Raw genomic sequence first — 15203 nt, forward strand, 5'->3', positions numbered from 1 at the left:
TTTGCTAGCTTACACTATACGACGATTGCTCATGCTGATCCCTGTATTTTTGGGCATGTCTATTATCGTGTTTTCCATTATTCACGCCATCCCCGGGGACCCAGCCTTAACGATTTTAGGAGAGAAGGCTAGTCCGAGTGCCGTTGAAGAGCTCCGGGAACAACTAGGATTAAATCATCCATGGTACATTCAATATTTTTCTTATCTCAAAGATGTAATGACAGGTAATTTAGGTGTATCACTTCATACCAAAGCAGCTATTGCCAAGGAGATCGTTCCTTATTTATCTGCTACTACGGAGTTAGCTATTGTCAGCTTGTTGTTTGCGCTTGTTGTAGGGATTAATGCTGGAATCATTTCTGCTTGGAAACAAAATTCTTGGTTTGATTATGTATGCATGCTCATTGCTTTGATTGGTGTTTCTATGCCCGTTTTTTGGCTAGGGCTAATGGAACAGTGGTATTTTGCACAGGAATTAAAATGGTTACCTTCAGTAGGGCGGGATAATCCGCGTGATGCTGTAGAAGCGATTACCCATTTCTACCTGCTCGATACGATCATTAGTGGGAGATGGGATCAATTCAAGGATGTGATCTTGCACCTTATCTTACCAGGCATTGCACTAGGAACCATTCCAATGGCCATCTTTGCACGAATTACGCGTTCAAGCATGCTGGAAGTGATGCGTTCTGATTACATTCGTACGGCCCGTGCCAAAGGACTGGCTCAGTTTTTCGTGGTGTACAAGCACGCGCTAAAAAATGCCTTAATTCCGATTTTGACAGTGATTGGCTTACAGTTAGGAATGCTTTTAGGCGGAGCTATTCTTACCGAGACTATTTTTGGCTGGCCGGGGATCGGGCGTTACATTTATACAGCGATTGGTAACCGTGACTACCCAGTTATCCAATCCGGCATTCTTGTGATTGCCTTTCTTTTCGTATTGATCAACTTAATTGTGGATTTACTCTATGCCTATGTGGATCCACGTATTAAATATCGTTAAGGGGGGTCAACAGTGGCACAAGTAACTCCAGAGATGCAAGCTGTCTCTTCTAAAGAGCAGGTTGAAAAAACAACGTCTCCTTGGCAAGATGCCTGGCGAACGCTACGGAAGAATAAAATGGCTTTGTTAGGATTTGGGATCATCCTCTTCTTTATTCTTGTTGCGATTCTTGCTCCTGTTATTACTACGCATCCTTTTGATGAGGGTGCTTTAAAAGAGAGAAACATGCCTCCTTCTGCAAAACATTGGTTTGGAACTGATTATAATGGTCGGGACGTCTATACCCGCGTAGTATATGGGGCGCAAATCTCTTTATGGGTAGGGACATTTTCGGTTATAGGCTCTATTATCATAGGGACGCTGCTTGGACTGATTGCTGGCTATTATGGAAGATGGATTGACATGCTTATTTCTCGTACATTTGATATCATTTTAGCCTTCCCTAGCATTTTGCTAGCTATTGCAATCGTTGCCATTCTAGGTCCTTCTCTGCAGAATGCACTAATGGCTATTGCGATTATCAATGTGCCTACTTATGGGCGATTAGTGCGTTCGAAGGTGCTTAGTTTAAAAGAAGAGGAATTTATTATGGCTGCCAGGGCTATTGGAATGAAAGATGCCCGGATTATTTCACAGCACATATTGCCAAATAGCATTGCTCCTATTATTGTGACGGGGACCTTAGGGATCGCAACCGCTATCTTGGAAGCGGCTGCACTCGGATTCCTAGGACTTGGCGCACAACCACCGCAACCCGAATGGGGGAAAATGCTAGCTGACTCTCGTGAATACATCCAGCAGGCACCTTGGACGGTTATTTTTCCAGGTCTGTCCATTGTGCTGACCGTCCTTGGATTTAATCTGATAGGTGATGGACTAAGAGATGCCTTAGATCCGCGGATGAAGAATTAGAACGAAAGATTGCTCCTGCTCCTTGATGAGTTCAGTTATTATCCAGGGCAGGAGCTTGTTTATGTATTACGAATATCGGCGCGGAGAAAAACTAGCGTTCCTCTGGTTACTTTTTTCACGTGTTAGCAAAAAGATTTATTTTACATAAGGAGGATGTGTCAATACAACTCCTATGGTATCCTCAAGATAGGAAAGATAGCTAAAGAAAGGTATGGTGGGGGAAAGTGGATCAAAGACGTCTTACTCAACTTCGTTCGTTTATGGAAGAACAGCAAGCGGATGCTATTCTTGTAACTCTTCCTATGCATGTCTATTATTTGACTGGTTTTTTTACAAATCCGCATGAACGGTTTATGGGGCTTGTTATCCCTGCTAATGGAGAACCGGTCTTAATCGTACCTGCGTTAGACCGTAATGCAGCAGAAGCGGCTTCTAGCGTGCAAAACATTATGACACATACAGACATCGACAATCCGTATCAAATTTTAAAGCAGGCCCTCCCGCAGAATATGAAGAGCTTGGCTGTGGAGAAGAGCCATTTGACTGTTTCTATCTATGAAGCAATGGTTAAAGAATTAGACATTTCTACATACATAGATGTGGAAGAGCCGTTACGTCAAATGCGTTTAATAAAATCTGCTGATGAAGTGGCTCGGATAAAGCGAGCATGTGAGACAATCGAGGAAGTTCTTAGACAATGCCTGCCAAAAGTAAAGGTTGGCGTAACAGAAGCTGAGATTGTAGCAGAGCTGGAATTCCTGATGAAAAAGCTAGGCTCGAAGGGTCCATCGTTTTCTACGATGGTGCTAAGTGGCCCTAACTCAGCATTACCGCATGGGAAGCCAGGCAGCCGTAAGATTGCGAGCGGAGAGTTCCTATTGTTTGATATGGGTGTATTACAGGACGGCTATGTTTCTGATATTACGCGGACATTTGCCGTTGGAGAGATTAATGACAAGCAAAAGGACGTCTATGAAACGGTATTAGCGGCGAATCTAGCTGCGATTGAAGCTACGCGACCAGGTGTTGTGCTAGCAGATTTAGACCAGGTAGCCCGTCAGATTATTGCAAATAAGGGATATGGGGATTATTTTACCCATCGGTTAGGTCATGGCATGGGTATGGATGTACACGAATACCCTTCTGTCCATGGGGCTAATCAAGAAAAGTTAGTAAGCGGAATGGTGTTTACTATCGAACCGGGAATCTATTTGCCAGAGGTTGGCGGCGTACGTATCGAGGATGACGTACTTGTAACAGATACCGGAGTAGAAATTTTAACAAGCTATCCAAAAGAGCTTCAAATCATTGGTGTGTAAAAAAACTATTTTATTAAAAGTAAAAGACGAGCGAGAGGCTCGTCTTTTTTATAGGTGGGGGAGTATTTTGTCTGCTACTAGCAGGGAATCCTGTTTCATTTAGAAAGATACTCTGTTATAGAGTGAATGATACCTTTAAAATAAGCCTGCTCATGAGGAACGAAATCGTATTTGCCCACCATCCTGCGCAGCGGAATCCTTTCGCCTCTGGCATTCCCTTCGAAGCCCTCAACGAGCAGTTCCTGTTTGTCATGTAACCACAGCTCACAAAATCCGTTAAATTCAGCTTTTACCATGCCAGAAACCTCTTCTGACTGGAGTGTATAATCATTTATCGCATGCTTACTTTGGTAAAGAAAGACGTGACTTAATTCTTTATCAATAAATCCTTTTTGTATAATGCAGTTTTTGATGACTCCTAATGATACTAAATCATGGAAGGAAACACGTATGCCTAATTCTTCCTCTATTTCTCTGATTCCATCATAAATCGTTTCATGGGAAAGCAAATGACCAGCAGCTGTAATGTCTAACAGAGAAGGGAAGTCCTTTTTCTGCTCGCTTCTGATTTGAAAATGGATATAGTCAGTCCCATTTTCATTACTAATAAACCAACAATGAAACGTCTCGTGCCAAAGCCCCTTGCGATGAACCTCTGCACGTGAAGCTGAACCTAGATGATTGTGAGACTCGTCAAAAATGGCAAGCAATTCTGTTTCCATCATCTGTACCTCTTCTTTTATTTTCTGGATAACGATAACGTGACACGGATAGCCTTAGCCATTGAGAAGACAGCAGATCCTAAAGCTAGCATAATGATCAGCCCACCCACAGTAGCATTCCAATCAATGGAGGCTCTCTCAATGACGATTCCGCCGATCAAGGAGCCACAAGCAATCCCAAAGTGAAGAGCAGAATTGTTTAAGCTTTGTTGAATGTCAGAGGATTCTGGGGCTGACTCAATTAAATAGCTTTGTAATGCAGGTGTGATCGCCCAGCTTAACATACTCCAGATAATCATCACTACTAGGAATAGCGGTAAGGCAAAGGTAGTGTAGGGAATCATAAAGATTGTCAAAGCAAAGACAGAAATAACAGATAGAATGGTACGTTTTGTCCCAAAGCGATCTGATAGAAAGCCCCCAATGCCTCCGCCAAATACGGCAGCAATACCAAAAATAACGTAGACAATGCTTACCCAGGTTCCATCTAGCCCTAGCTTCATTTTTAAAAATGGTGTTAGATAAGCATATAACGTTAAATGACCGGCTAAAAATAAAAACGACGTTAATTGAGTAAATAATACGCTACGATTTTTCAATGTACCTAACTGCTTCCATACTGGAATGGCAGGCTTCGGCTCAATTCGACCCATGAAGAAATGAACACCAGTCATCGAAAGCACGGTCAAAATTGAGATTAGTATAAAAGGAGCTCGCCATCCAAAGGAATTACCTATCAGTAATCCAATGGGTACTCCAAGCACAAGAGAGGCGCTTATTCCCATAAAAACAACCCCGATAGCTCGGGCACGGTATGGGATAGCCACGATGCTTGATGCGATTGTAACACATAAAACAACCAGTAAAGAACCACTTGCAGCCGAGATGATGCGTGCAAGCAACAACATCGTATAGGACGGACTGATGACTGCGATTACGTTACCGATCAAAAATACTAATAAAGAAAGTATCGTTAACTGTTTTCGTTCTACGCCTGCGGTTAATGTTAATAGAATGGGAGCTGAGATGGCAAATACAAGAGAAAACATTGTAATCAGAAATCCTGCTTTACCAAGACTGACTCCTAAATCAGTGGCTACTAAATCTAAAATCCCGCCTATAATCAATTCAACCATTCCCACTACAAAAGAGACAATGGTCAGCAAATAAACTCTCCTATTCATATCCTAACAACCCTTCCTCTAAAAAGTTACCACTGCAATAGTAACTTTTTAGAGAGGAGAAAACAAGTGTAAATTTCATCATACATAATAAACCAAAGAATATGCTATGATGGTACTACTACCTACTAAATGGTTAAGCAAGGGGTCAAAGACTATGCTTCAACAATTCGGCTTCACACAATATGAAAGTCAAGTTTATCAAGCGCTGATAACCGTTGATCAGCCATTAGATGCCACAGGTATCGTCAAGAGGTCAGGTGTTCCTCGTTCAAAGGTATATGAAGTCCTTCATCGCTTGTCTGAAAAAGGGATGATTCTTGAAACGACTGTTGAAAAAAAGCGACTGTATACCGCGCTTCCTATTGAATCAATCATTGAAAAACTAAAAGCTGATTTTGAAACGAATGTTCAAAAATTAAGAAGCACGCAAAAAAAAGAAGCTCCCAAGGATGATCGAGTGTGGACCTTAAAAGACAACCATTCGATCCAAGCTTTGTTAAAGGATTTGCTGCAGCAAGCCAGTCAATCGATTTTTATTTCGGGATGGGCTGATGATTTGGCTGCTTTTCTCGCCATTTTAGAGCAAAAACATGCCGAGGGAATTACTGTTAATATTCATGTAATTGGTGAATTTCCAACCATGATACCTACAGTGTCCACCTTAATTCCTGATGTACAGCACGCGAGCTTGGAGAGAAGCCGCATCCTTATTGTTGACGAACAGGAATTGCTTTTTGCGGGGATAGAAGAGAGTAAGTGGCAAGCTATTCGCACAGGCTCGCGTCCTTTAGTAAAGTTCTTTACTGAGTTTTTCTATCATGATGTTGCCTTAACCGAAATTACTCAAAGATATCGAGATACCGTGATGAAAGATCAGGCTATTCGAGATGTATTGCTAAATTTAAGGTATTAGCTGAAGGACTAGCCTATGCCATATAAATAAAAGCCTCTCTCTTATCTAACCTAAGAGAGAGGCTTTGCTAGCTAGAGTTTTAAGCCAAAGCAACTATTCCTGCTCAGGTACAAGCAGGCTGCGACGGGCAAGCAGCTTAGAAATAAGCCCATATCGCGGTGAGAATATAAAAGCTAGGGCGAATAATAGCCCCGCGATAACTGTCATGGCGCCAGCGATGGAGCTATCCAACCAGGTTGCCAAAGCATAACCGAGTGCGGAGCATAGGACACCGATCAGCATGCTTAATCCTAGCATGACAGGCAGACGGTCTGTCAGCAGGTAGGCAGTCGCTCCGGGTACAACCAGCATAGCAACAACCAGGATAGCGCCAACACTTTCAAAAGAGGCGACAGTGGCCATAGAGACAAGCCCCATGAGAAGATAGTGGAACAAAGCGACTGGAATGCCAATAGCAGCCGCCATTGCAGGATCGAATGTGCAGAGCTTAAATTGCTTATAAAAGAGCGAGATAACCAACAGACTGACCAAGAAGACGATTCCAATTCCCCAGACTGCTCTTGGACCCAGCTCCAGATCGCCGATTGTAAGTGTATCCCACGGTACATAAGCGATTTCTCCATATAACACACAATCCAAATCTAAATCAACTTGCGAGCTAAACAAAGAGATGATCACAACCCCGATCGAAAATAGAGCGGTAAAAGTTACCCCGATGGCTGCATCTGATTTAACACCGCTGTTTCGAAAAAGCTGAATCAAAAAGACAGTAAGCAGACCAAATGCTCCGGCACCGATTAGCATAGGCAACGTTTCCCGGCTACTCGTAATGAGAAAAGCTAGGGCAATGCCAGGTAGAATCGCATGGCTAATCGCATCACCTAGCATAGCCATTCGTCTTAAAATGAGAAAACAACCGAGGAAGCCGCATGTAGCGGCTACCAATGATCCGGTTAAAATAATCCAAAAACTGTTCATACGGGAACACCTCCCTGTTCCGATTTTTTTCTGGAAGTAGGGGGGGACATATGCCCGAGCAGTAAAGGTGTCATATCATAGTGTTCTAGCTCAGCCAACATTTGTTTCAATTGTGGTTTGGTTAGCTGATCTACAATGAGCTCTTCATTTTGATCAACACCATAGCCCTGATACTTTTGTTCATTCATGAGGAATAAATCCCACAGGCGTTGATTCAAAATGAGATCGTGTGCTTTTTCGACACCTGTTTTCGTGAATGTCCAATGCTCCAGTCGGCTTTTTTCAAAGGCAACCCAGCCCTTCTTTTGTAAGCTAGATAAGGCTTTGACTACAGTTGCATGTGCTTTTCCACTTTTTTGACTGAGCCGCTCCACAGGTATATACACATTATGGGATATACGCCGTTGTTTAATTTCATGTTCCATACATTCGTAGAGGGAGCGCAAGACATCCTGCTGCAAAACCTGATTTCGCAAACGTAAAAAACGAATGAGTTTGAACAAGACGCCGCGACTTGGAGAAAAAATGAGTGAAAACAAGAATAGAGTTGTGGCACCGAGTACAATAATGGGACCAGTCGGTAAATTTTGAACCTGTGTGCTAAGCAATGTTCCAAATGCTCCGCTCAATGCTCCAAATACGCCGGAGAGTATAACCATTGACCCCAGTTTATTCGTCCAATAACGGGCTGTAACTGCTGGGGTAATCAGCATGGCTGCCATTAGAACAACTCCTACCGCTTGCAGACCAATTACCACAGACATCAGCAGCATAACCATTAATAATCCATCTAGCATACCCATAGGCAATCCCAATCCGCGGCCAAATCCGGCGTCAAAGGAGAGCAGTTTAAATTCTTTAAACAATAAGCTTGTTAACAAAATTAAAATAGCTCCTACAACAACCATTGTATTGACGTCGTTACCAACTAAAGAAGCAGCTTGACCAAACAAGAATTTATCCAGACCGCTTTGATTACCACTGGAGCTATGCTGAATATAAGTAAGCAAGACGATTCCGATTCCAAAGAACACGGATAAAATAAGCGCAAGGGCAGTATCTTCTTTAATTCGTGAGTGGCGTGAAATCATACTGATAAAGTAAGTAGCAACCAACCCGGATAGGCCTGCCCCAAGTAAAAATAAGCCAACTGATTTTGAGCCAGTAAGTAAAAAGACTAAACAAACGCCAGGTAATGCTGCATGAGCGAGAGCATCACCCATCAACGAACGGCCGCGGAGAAAGGCAAAGCAACCGAGTACCCCGCTGCTGATCCCAAGTAGAATGCAACCAGCCAGAACCCATTGCGTGTTGGGATCCTGCAAAGCCTGCCACCAACTCATTTTGACCCCTCCTGCTTGGACCTTTCTGTGGATAGGGCCAGCCGATCATTTAAGATTTGTAAGCGGCCTCCATAGGTTTTTTGTAAATTCTCTGTGGTAAAGGTTTCTTCTGTTGGACCGTTTACGATCATTCGCTTATTAATCATGACAATCCAATCAAAATATTCTGTAACGGTTTGAAGATCGTGGTGAACGACCAAAACCGTTTTATTCTGTTCCTTTAATTCGTTCAAAAGAAGAATGATTGCTTTCTCCGTAGCAGCATCAACACCGGCAAAGGGTTCATCCATGAAATAGATTTGAGCCTCCTGAGCCAAAGCTCGCGCTAGGAAGACACGCTGTTGTTGTCCACCCGAAAGCTGGCTGATTTGACGATCAGCAAAATCAGCCATACCTACTTTACGCAGGCATTCCATGGCCCATTCCTTATCGGTTTTGCCAGGTCTGCGGAACCAGCCAAGACGTCCATAACGCCCCATTAGGACAACATCCAGAGCATCTGTGGGGAAGTCCCAGTCAACGGTTTCACGTTGCGGGACATAGCCTACTAGCTTGCGTTGCTCGCGATAGGGTTTTCCATAGATGTGGACTTCGCCAGAGGCAGCAGGGATGAGCCCTTGAATGGCCTTGATAAACGTTGATTTCCCTGCACCATTGGGTCCAATAATTCCGATTAATTTGCCTTCAGGAATGGTAAGTGTGACATTTCGAAGGACTGGTTTTTTCTGATAGGCAACCGTCAAATCGCTGACGGAGAGTGGTTCGTATGATGTAACGGGATTCATTTAGGACCCTCCTTTTTTTATTTGAGAGCAGAGACAATTGTATCTACATTATGCTTTACCATACCGATATAGTTTCCCTCAGGCGTGCCTGGCGTGCCCATTGCATCAGAGAATAATTCACCGCCGATGACAACGTTGTGGTTTTTGGCAGAAGCCCCCTCAACTACAGCTTCAATCGAGCGCTTTGGAACTGAGGATTCTACGAAGACAGCTTTGATTTTTCGATCAACAAGGGTAGTTACCAGGTTCTGAACGTCCTTTAAACCATATTCAGAAGCTGTACTAATCCCTTGCAGGCCTACAACTTCAATATCATATGCCTTACCAAAATAAGCGAAAGCATCATGTGCGGTAACTAGGACACGTTGCTCTTTAGGAACAGTTGCAACCTGTTCTTTTGCATAATCATGCAATTCTTGCAATTGTTTTAAATAGTTTGTCGCATTTGTGTGATACATATCTTTATGTAAGGTATCAATTTCGGATAAGGAGTCGCGAACCTGCTCTACAGCTTTCATCCACAGGGATACATCGAACCAAACATGTGGATCTGGCTGATCTGGTGACTCAGGATCTGCGTGTAATAATTCTTTCGGGATTTGTTTCGTCACCGCAATGACTGGCTTCTTTTTGCTCATTTGTTCGAATATATCGACCATTTTTCCTTCAAGATGAAGGCCGGAATAAAAGACAATGTCGGCATCCTCAATTCGTTTGATATCCCCTTGAGATGCTTTGTATAAATGGGGGTCTACACCAGCACCCATTAATTGAGTAACCTCTACTTGATTTCCACCGACCTTTGCCACAATATCTGCGACCATACCCGTAGTGGTGGTGATTTTCCATGTCCCTTCGTGTTGGGATTTTTGTGTATCACCGCCAGTCGCTTGTGGTCCGCAGCCTGTCAGTACAAGTGATAAGGCTAAGACGGAAGCGCTAAGGAATGAAAACCAACGTTGTTTTTTCAATAGTTGCATAGTTGTCCTCCTGCAAGTTTTTTATCTTTATACTAAAAAGTTTCCTGAGGTCAACTTTATCACAAACATTTGCCCGAGTGCAACAATTTTACCATATGCTACCTCAACGGAATTGGTGCTTGATCATGTATTCATTCAGGAAGAAGGATACCTAAACTCTGTTAAATCTCGTAAAGATCGAGTTATGTGAGCCAATCGGAATTAGAGATGCGAAAGCATACAGGACTTGTTTGTAAACAATGATAAATGGGTAATTTGTTCGACAGGGTAGTGGGATGCAGGGAGAGAAGCGAGTGCTGAAGGATCTCTTTGGTGAATAAAAAACTCGGCTAGCACCGAGTCTGTCTCTATATAGAAATAAAAAAGTCAATTCGTTATCATCTGCATAAAGAGCTAAGAAGTATGTACCCGACTAAAGCTTTTTTAAAACTAGAGTCAGAGTCTTACACATATTTGGTATCATCTAGAAGCAGTACTTTTGGCTCAAAATAACTAAAGCTGTAAGCATCTGCTGACTCCAAGCGTAAGGAAGCATTGGCAAGCGGAGAAAACCTGTTTGCATATCTAGATATTGGCCCAGGGTTGCTGAAAAGCCAATCAATTTCTCCAGCAAATGTATATCCGCTGCCACGGTCTAACAATTGAACATAAATATCTCTCCTTCATGAACAATTCACAGTCAGCCAATAGCTTTGCACGTAATAAAAGTGGGATGCCGTTGCACTCAATGTATCACAAGTTCAATAGAAGAGGGAGCGAGAATCGAAATAGGCGGCGTTTATCAATAGCCATTTCTTGCTCAAATACTACCTTTTTGCTATTATTAATCTTAGTGTATTTTTTAGCGGATAGGAATGGGCAGATCATTCTATCCGTGGGAGGGAACGAAGAAATGGATCGTCTGGAAAGGCAGAAAAAAATTCGCAATTTCTCTATCATCGCTCATATTGACCATGGGAAATCTACCCTGGCAGACCGTATTCTTGAACTGACAGGAGCTTTGACTGCTCGTGAGATGGAAGCGCAGTTCCTGGATACGATGGATTTGGAAAGAGAGCGTGGCATTACGATTAAATTAAACGCTGTTCGCCTGAATTATAAAGCAGACGATGGCGAGGAGTATATTCTTCACTTGATCGACACACCAGGACACGTCGACTTCACCTATGAAGTATCACGTAGTTTGGCGGCTTGTGAAGGAGCGCTGCTAGTCGTGGATGCAGCGCAAGGTATTGAAGCACAGACTCTAGCAAACGTGTACCTGGCGCTTGATAACAATCTGGAAATCATTCCAATCATTAATAAGATTGATTTGCCAAGTGCGGAACCAGATCGTGTCAAACAAGAAGTAGAGGACGTTATCGGTCTTGATACGAGCGACGCTGTTCTTACTTCTGCAAAATCAGGAATTGGTATTAAAGATGTGCTGGAAGCTGTTGTACAAAAAGTCCCAGCTCCAACAGGAGACCCTGAGGCTCCATTGCAAGCACTAATTTTTGACTCTTATTTTGATGCGTATCGAGGTGTTATTGCTTCTGTGCGTATCGTCAATGGTACCTTGAAAAAAGGTATGAAAATTAAGATGATGGCAACCAACAAGACGTTTGAGGTTACGGAAGTAGGTACCTCTACGCCTCGCCAGACTCCGGTAGATGAATTGACGGTTGGGGATGTAGGGTACGTAGCCGCTTCCATTAAGACCGTTGGGGATACTAGAGTCGGTGATACGATTACAGATGCGAATCACCCGGCTGCGGAAGCACTGCCTGGTTATCGTAAAATTAATTCCATGGTATTTTGTGGACTGTATCCAATTGATACCAGCGATTACAATGATCTGCGTGATGCTCTTGATAAATTGCAGCTTAATGATGCTTCCCTGCAATTTGAACCAGAAACATCGCAAGCGCTTGGTTTTGGATTCCGTTGCGGATTCCTAGGACTTTTACACATGGAAATCATTCAGGAACGTATTGAGCGTGAATTCAATATTGATCTGATTACTACAGCACCGAGCGTAATTTATCGCATTACACAAACCAATGGCGAGGTTATTGAAATTGATAACCCATCCAAAATGCCTGAGATACAAAAAATCGAGCTAATTGAAGAGCCATATGTAACCTCCACCGTCATGGTGCCAAAGGATTATGTTGGAGATGTTATGCAGCTCTGCCAAGGCAAGCGCGGTGATTTCCTTGATATGCAATATCTAGGTGAAAATCGTGTTCAATTGAAATATGATATGCCATTGTCTGAGATCGTATATGATTTCTTTGATATGTTAAAATCAGGCACGAAAGGATACGCTTCCTTTGATTACGAAATGGCAGGCTATAAACCATCTAAGCTAGTGAAAATGGATATCCTCCTAAATGGCGAGATTGTCGATGCCCTGTCCTTTATCGTACACAAGGATACAGCTTATCCTCGCGGTAAAGTGATTTGTGAGAAGCTAAGAAAATTAATTCCTCGTCAGCAGTTTGAGGTGCCAATTCAAGCAGCTATCGGTCAAAAGATCGTAGCGCGTGAAACGATAAGCGCAATGCGTAAAAATGTATTGGCAAAATGTTACGGGGGGGACATTTCCCGTAAACGTAAGCTATTAGAGAAGCAAAAAGAAGGTAAAAAACGCATGAAAGCGGTAGGTTCCGTAGAAGTGCCACAAGAAGCATTTATGGCTGTTTTACGTATGGATGACAAGTAATAGCTGATAAATAAAAGGTTTTACAATTTGTGTCAATAGCAAAAAATCGTTTCCCCCACCATATAGCCACCGGATTGGTAAAATGGTGGGGGGGATTATATTGGAAGGTTCTAGGTAGTTTGTTATCTTTTTTATTGACGACATGGGCAGTGGCTTTACATCTGCTTCTGTCGTCTTTTTTATTTTTTGGCAGCTTGATATATTACATAGGGTTTTCATTTATAAGCTTAGAAGGATACACAGCTTGCTTTAATGCATTTTTCAAAAACGTGTAAATTTTTGTTAGTGTCCTTCAAGAGTATCCCTCTCTATGTTTATCGTTAATAAATTTTTGTAACAGTTCTGGCGAGAGCGATTTTAGTTTTATCATCCCGGTTGTCGGATTAATGTGTCTACCTATGCTAAACCCTGCATGGAGCCATTGGGCGGTCTTTTCAGTATTCCGATTGCGGGAAAGTGGCTGGTATTAACGGTAATGTGGACATGAACGGTATGGAAAAAGACTTTTGGAATGGAATTTTGAAGGGGGGAAACAGCGGTGGATAGAATGCTTGCAGATGAAATCATTTTAGTATTGAAAACACAATGGAAAGTTAGTGACGCAATGGGGATGAAGGAACAAGCCAAATACCTTGGGAAGCTTGCCGATAGGGTAAGGGCTGCTAGTGAACAGGAGCCGCAGAATAAGTAATTTTTCTTTCATGAAAAGGAATAAATAATGATAATAAAAGAACAAACGTCCGAATTTAGGTTCGGACGTTTGTTTACGTAATGCTTATATTCAGAATCAAATCTAGGGTTAACCTTGAATCCAATCTGTAACAGCTAAACTTGATCTTTTAGGAACCATAAATGTTCCGCTTCCAATATATCTTGAACCAAAAATAGAGTCATCGTAAAGCTTGAAAAAAGTAGATTTATATACTGGGTATCCTACAACAATCCAAGTCTTTTTAGCGGGGATTGATTCATTTTGTACATTTACTGTTGTTGAAACATCTACAGTACTTCCTACCGAATACCCGAACTCTGCAGATATTACATCATTATAGCTTGCTCCAAATGTTGCATTAAGTTCTACACTTACATCTTCATTTGCTGATAAAGCGATTTCTGCCTTGCAAGAACCTGACTTTTTATTACAAAAATATTTACCTCGAGCAATTTCGTCTGATCCATCTACATTTTTGGACGAATCTTTTTTAAAACGATATCCCCCAAAAGCTAATGCTTTATTTTTGTGTTCATTCTCTTGTTTTTGTTCCATTTCCGAAGGCGTATCAATTACTCTTATTGATTGTAACTTAGCTGTTTCGGAAGGTTTTTCCAAACCATATTTTTTTACTAGTTCTTCTTGATTTTCAGGAGTTGCGTAGATAACTTCATTAGTCTTAACTGGTTGCTCATTTAGGTAGACAAAATCTTCATTTGGTGTTTCATGTTTTTTCGCATTTACACCTGATAACCCTAACCCCGAAAAAGCTGTTACAGATAATACCAAAAGTGTTGCTAATGTAGCAAGAGTCTTTTTTTTCATACTATCATCCCCAACGATACTAATAAGCTAATATTAACATATTTTCTGAAATTTGGTTCTCTTTATGGATTTTTTAGGTTTACTATTTCTTATTTCGAGAAAAATGTCTACATCTCTGTCTTACTTTTCAGTCCTAGACGATGTGCTAATCACTTTGTCTTAGGTTTTTTTTATGATTCTTCTTGCATGACCACTGTCCCGATGGGAGTCACCCCCCATACGAACATGTTGTAAACCTCCTAGAAGCTCTTTTATGAATAGCTGAAAAACGGCCATTAAATTATTACCCCTACTGGGCTTTGTAAAGTTTCCCGTACAGCTTATTCATATTGGCCAACTAGCGTCTAAGCTTCTGTAAGATAACGATGTACTCATCTAGTTGCTGGCTCAGTTGTAGTACGGCTGGGTGTACGAACGAGCCTTTTTTGTAATACAACAACTCTAATTCTTGGCGGAGGATTTCTATAAGCTTCTATAGATCATCTTTCGATTGGGTATTTTCCATTTCACATCCTTTATTTGAGTGGTACAATTAATCCGCATAACAATTTTTGTTATTCATGACAGGGGCGTTCCAATTAGTTTGATGGCTAGGGGAACGTCCTTTTGAAGTGTAAACAAACCTAATTTTCAACCCCTCCTTTCTTCCTCTTATGCAATGTTTTACCAATTGTGTTGTTTTTTCTACAAAATAGAAAAATCGAAACGCTCAACAAAATTTGATAAATTTCAGCGTAAAGAAGTATCCAAATAGAAAACCAGTTTTACTGTCATAGACTTGTATTAATTTTATTTCTTCTATAATAATAGACTCCTT

14 protein-coding genes are annotated in these 15203 nt (G+C 41.8%); 6 read left to right on the plus strand and 8 right to left on the minus strand.

Going from position 1 to position 15203, the window contains the following annotated elements:
• Position 1 precedes the first annotated feature (1 nt).
• From QZ995_RS12955 to QZ995_RS12965, 3 genes are all read left to right on the plus strand, one after another.
• Positions 2-1006, plus strand: coding sequence for an ABC transporter permease (locus QZ995_RS12955; RefSeq protein ID WP_301807417.1), 1005 nt, complete (start codon positions 2-4; stop codon positions 1004-1006).
• Between the two features lie 33 nt (positions 1007-1039).
• Complete coding sequence (locus QZ995_RS12960) at positions 1040-1918, plus strand: ABC transporter permease (protein ID WP_301807528.1); 879 nt, start codon at positions 1040-1042, stop codon at positions 1916-1918.
• Between the two features lie 224 nt (positions 1919-2142).
• Positions 2143-3237, plus strand: coding sequence for a M24 family metallopeptidase (locus QZ995_RS12965; protein ID WP_301807420.1), 1095 nt, complete (start codon positions 2143-2145; stop codon positions 3235-3237).
• Positions 3238-3332: 95 nt separating this feature from the next.
• Here QZ995_RS12965 and QZ995_RS12970 read toward each other — a convergent pair whose 3' ends face one another.
• On the minus strand, positions 3333-3962 hold the full coding sequence (locus QZ995_RS12970; RefSeq protein ID WP_301807422.1) for an NUDIX hydrolase: 630 nt from the start codon (positions 3960-3962) through the stop codon (positions 3333-3335).
• Between the two features lie 14 nt (positions 3963-3976).
• A complete protein-coding gene (locus QZ995_RS12975; RefSeq protein ID WP_301807424.1) occupies positions 3977-5143 on the minus strand; it encodes an MFS transporter in 1167 nt (388 codons plus the stop codon).
• A gap of 154 nt (positions 5144-5297) precedes the next feature.
• On the opposite strand from QZ995_RS12975, the gene QZ995_RS12980 reads away from it, so the two are divergent.
• Positions 5298-6056, plus strand: coding sequence for a TrmB family transcriptional regulator (locus QZ995_RS12980; protein ID WP_301807425.1), 759 nt, complete (start codon positions 5298-5300; stop codon positions 6054-6056).
• A 93-nt stretch (positions 6057-6149) separates the two neighbouring features.
• On the opposite strand, the gene QZ995_RS12985 is transcribed toward QZ995_RS12980, so the two are convergent.
• Genes QZ995_RS12985 through QZ995_RS13000 form a run of 4 tightly spaced genes read right to left on the minus strand, consistent with a single transcriptional unit; the run spans position 6150 to position 10142 of the window.
• Positions 6150-7034: a metal ABC transporter permease gene (locus tag QZ995_RS12985; RefSeq protein WP_301807427.1), complete on the minus strand. Its 885-nt coding sequence runs from the start codon at positions 7032-7034 to the stop codon at positions 6150-6152.
• On the minus strand, positions 7031-8377 hold the full coding sequence (locus tag QZ995_RS12990) for a metal ABC transporter permease (RefSeq protein WP_301807429.1): 1347 nt from the start codon (positions 8375-8377) through the stop codon (positions 7031-7033). Before QZ995_RS12990 ends, QZ995_RS12985 begins: the two co-directional genes overlap by 4 nt.
• Positions 8374-9162 (minus strand): metal ABC transporter ATP-binding protein, encoded by a 789-nt coding sequence (locus QZ995_RS12995; RefSeq protein WP_301807431.1) that lies wholly within the window; start codon positions 9160-9162, stop codon positions 8374-8376. Before QZ995_RS12995 ends, QZ995_RS12990 begins: the two co-directional genes overlap by 4 nt.
• Before the next feature lie 17 nt (positions 9163-9179).
• Positions 9180-10142 (minus strand): metal ABC transporter solute-binding protein, Zn/Mn family, encoded by a 963-nt coding sequence (locus QZ995_RS13000; RefSeq protein ID WP_301807434.1) that lies wholly within the window; start codon positions 10140-10142, stop codon positions 9180-9182.
• Positions 10143-11034: 892 nt separating this feature from the next.
• Between QZ995_RS13000 and lepA the strand changes: the two genes are divergently transcribed.
• Both lepA and QZ995_RS13010 read left to right on the plus strand, forming a co-directional pair.
• Complete coding sequence (gene lepA, locus QZ995_RS13005; protein WP_301807436.1) at positions 11035-12849, plus strand: translation elongation factor 4; 1815 nt, start codon at positions 11035-11037, stop codon at positions 12847-12849.
• A 538-nt stretch (positions 12850-13387) separates the two neighbouring features.
• Complete coding sequence (locus tag QZ995_RS13010; protein ID WP_301807540.1) at positions 13388-13540, plus strand: hypothetical protein; 153 nt, start codon at positions 13388-13390, stop codon at positions 13538-13540.
• Positions 13541-13648: 108 nt separating this feature from the next.
• On the opposite strand, the gene QZ995_RS13015 is transcribed toward QZ995_RS13010, so the two are convergent.
• Both QZ995_RS13015 and QZ995_RS13020 read right to left on the minus strand, forming a co-directional pair.
• Positions 13649-14386, minus strand: a complete 738-nt coding sequence (locus QZ995_RS13015) for a hypothetical protein (protein WP_301807437.1) — start codon at positions 14384-14386, stop codon at positions 13649-13651.
• 337 nt (positions 14387-14723) lie between these two features.
• On the minus strand, positions 14724-14852 hold the full coding sequence (locus QZ995_RS13020) for an aspartyl-phosphate phosphatase Spo0E family protein (RefSeq protein WP_301807530.1): 129 nt from the start codon (positions 14850-14852) through the stop codon (positions 14724-14726).
• Between the last annotated feature and the right edge of the window lie 351 nt (positions 14853-15203).

Origin of the sequence: Brevibacillus laterosporus, from assembly GCF_030489605.1 — a bacterium.
Classification (GTDB): domain Bacteria; phylum Bacillota; class Bacilli; order Brevibacillales; family Brevibacillaceae; genus Brevibacillus_B; species Brevibacillus_B laterosporus_E.

Coding starts and splice junctions, on each gene's coding strand:
- QZ995_RS12960 (WP_301807528.1), top strand. CDS start 1,040: ATGCAAGCTGTCTCTTCTAAAGAGCAGGTTGAAAAAACAACGTCTCCT.
- QZ995_RS12970 (WP_301807422.1), bottom strand. CDS start 3,962: ATGATGGAAACAGAATTGCTTGCCATTTTTGACGAGTCTCACAATCAT.
- QZ995_RS12975 (WP_301807424.1), bottom strand. CDS start 5,143: ATGAATAGGAGAGTTTATTTGCTGACCATTGTCTCTTTTGTAGTGGGA.
- QZ995_RS12980 (WP_301807425.1), top strand. CDS start 5,298: ATGCTTCAACAATTCGGCTTCACACAATATGAAAGTCAAGTTTATCAA.
- QZ995_RS12985 (WP_301807427.1), bottom strand. CDS start 7,034: ATGAACAGTTTTTGGATTATTTTAACCGGATCATTGGTAGCCGCTACA.
- QZ995_RS12990 (WP_301807429.1), bottom strand. CDS start 8,377: ATGAGTTGGTGGCAGGCTTTGCAGGATCCCAACACGCAATGGGTTCTG.
- QZ995_RS12995 (WP_301807431.1), bottom strand. CDS start 9,162: ATGAATCCCGTTACATCATACGAACCACTCTCCGTCAGCGATTTGACG.
- QZ995_RS13000 (WP_301807434.1), bottom strand. CDS start 10,142: ATGCAACTATTGAAAAAACAACGTTGGTTTTCATTCCTTAGCGCTTCC.
- lepA (WP_301807436.1), top strand. CDS start 11,035: ATGGATCGTCTGGAAAGGCAGAAAAAAATTCGCAATTTCTCTATCATC.
- QZ995_RS13015 (WP_301807437.1), bottom strand. CDS start 14,386: ATGAAAAAAAAGACTCTTGCTACATTAGCAACACTTTTGGTATTATCT.